2 protein-coding genes are annotated in these 2,255 nt (G+C 69.5%); both read right to left on the bottom strand.

Annotation, left to right across the window (positions count from 1 at the left end; genetic code table 11):
- Window positions 1–103: 103 nt before the first annotated feature.
- A complete protein-coding gene (gene istB, locus AC6CH9_RS20765) occupies window positions 104–898 on the bottom strand; it encodes an IS21-like element helper ATPase IstB (RefSeq protein ID WP_498156592.1) in 795 nt (264 codons plus the stop codon).
- Window positions 899–2,188, bottom strand: coding sequence for an IS21 family transposase (istA, locus tag AC6CH9_RS20760; protein ID WP_498156591.1), 1,290 nt, complete (start codon window positions 2,186–2,188; stop codon window positions 899–901).
- Window positions 2,189–2,255 lie beyond the last annotated feature (67 nt).

The raw sequence follows: 2,255 nt of genomic DNA, 5'->3' as shown, positions 1-2,255 counted from the left end.
CTCGCCTGCGAGCTCGAGCGCAATCCGCCGCGCGTGTCAACGGCGGACTGGAACTGACCCCCTAACGACGGATTGGGATTGACCCCTCGGTCGTCGTTTCGTCCTACTTGTCGCGGTCCTTGGCGAGGAGTTCGCGGCGGGCTCGGGTGCGGTAGGACTCGCCGGCGAGGGTGAGGACCTCGGCGTGGTGCACGAGCCGGTCGATCATCGCGGCGGCGACGACTTCGTCGCCGAAGACCTCGCCCCAGCGCCCGAACGGCAGGTTGCTGGTGACGAGGATGGAGCCGGTCTCGTAGCGGGACGCGACGAGCTGGAAGAACAGGTTCGCTGCGTCGGTGTCGAAGGGGATGTAGCCGACCTCGTCGACGATGATCAGTTTGTAGCGGCGGATCTTCTTCAGCTCGGCTTCCAGGTGGCCGGCGTGGTGGGCGCGGGCGAGGCGGTCGATCCAGTTCGTCGCGGTGTCGAACAGGACGGAGTGCCCGGACTGTGCGGCCTTGATCCCGAGCCCGATCGCGAGGTGGGTCTTGCCCAGGCCGGGCGGGCCGAGGAGGATCACGTTCTCCGCCTTGGGGACGAAGGTCGCGGTGGCCAGGTGCGCGAGGACGTCCTTGCGCAGGCTGGGTAGGTGGTCGAGGTTGAAGTCCTCGAGGGTCTTGACCTGCGGGAAGTGCGCGGTGCGGATCCGCATCGTGGTGCCGGCGGACTCGCGGTCGGCGACTTGTCGTTCTAGGACGGCGGCGAGGTACTCCTCGTGCGACCAGTTCGCCTGGCGTGCCTGGTCGGCCAAGGTCTCCCAGGTACGGGCGATCGTGGGGGTCTTCAGCACGCGGGCCAGGTAGGCGAGCTTGGAGCCGAGCCCGTCCGGAGCCGGTCTGGGTTTCGTGGTGGTGGTCATCTACTTCCCTTCAGCAGTTGCTGTCTCCTGGACCGTCCCGGGGTTGGGGCGGGGGTCGAAGTCCACGCCGAACAGGGCGTCGTAGTCCGGCAGGGCACGGATCGCCACGACGTGCCCGTCAGCGTGCGAGCGGGTCGAGCGCTGTTGTTGGTGGCGGCGAGCAGCGAGGTCCTGGCGCAGCATGCGTGCGGTGGCCTGGTGCTCGGGGTCGGTGATCGTGCGCGCGTGGCCCCAGTCGCGGGCGTGGTCGGCTACGACCTGTCCAGCGCAGGAGGCCACGACTCTCGTGGGGGTGGCCAGGACGTCGATGAACCGGCCGATGCAGCGCGGGTCCACGGAGTAGTCGTTGGAGTCGATGCGCACGTAGTAGTCGCGCCCGAGCCGGACTCGGTGCGTGAGCCCGATCGCGGGTGCCATCGGCGGCAGGGCCACCATCGCGGCTCGGTCCGCCGCCCACCGCGCCGTCGGTGTGGTCGACCCGATCGCGCGCAGCACCCGCGTGTTCGCCCGCTCCACCAGCCAGTCGCTCATCTGGTCGTTGAAGTCGAACGGCGAGGTGAACACCCGCCCCGGCAGGAACGAGGTCTCGAAGAACCCGTTACGCCGCTCGACCAGGCCCTTGAACTCCGGATCCCGCGGAGGCGCCAGGCGGATGCGCACCCCGATCGTGCCGGCGAACGCCGCCGCCTCACTCGTGAGCCTGCCCGTGCCGCCGATCGCAGCCTCCCGGTCCCAGACCAAGATGCGCGGGCAGGCACCCCACCCGGCAACGATCTCCCACATCCCGGCCAGGATGTCCCCGGCCCTCCGGCTGGGAATCATGACCGCGTCCGTCACCCGCGAGTACCCGCACGTCATCGCCAGCACCGGCAAGATCCTCTCGTCGCCGCGGCCGACGGGGATCGGCTGCGGCGGGAACCACAGATCGCACTGGGCGACCTCGCCCGGGTCGTAGGAGACCCGGTCAGTCGGATCCGGCGGCACGAACAACGGGCGCAGCTCACGGACCCGGTCCTTGAGGATCGTGAGCGAACGCGTCCACCCGATCCGCTCCGCAATCACCGTCGCCGGCATCCGCGGGAACTCCGCGAGCAGCGCCCTGATCTGCGGTTCTACCTCGTCCACCACCGACCCGCGCGGCCCGCGCTCACGCGACGGCGGCGCCTCGGCCCGCAACGCCGAACGGACCGTGTTGCGCGCCAACCCCGTCCGACGCGCGATCTCCTTGATCGCAACACCCTCGGCCCGATGCAGCCGACGGATCTCAGCCCAGCCTTCCAATGTGATCACCCCTCCAGCCTCGGAGGGGTCAGTCCCAATCCGTCGCTACGGGGTCAGTCTCAGCGCGTCGTCGACA

It is taken from the genome of Cellulosimicrobium sp. GQ32, assembly GCF_059758455.1.
The sequence above is the reverse complement of the archived record's forward strand: the minus strand, read 5'-3'. Positions and strand labels throughout refer to the sequence as shown.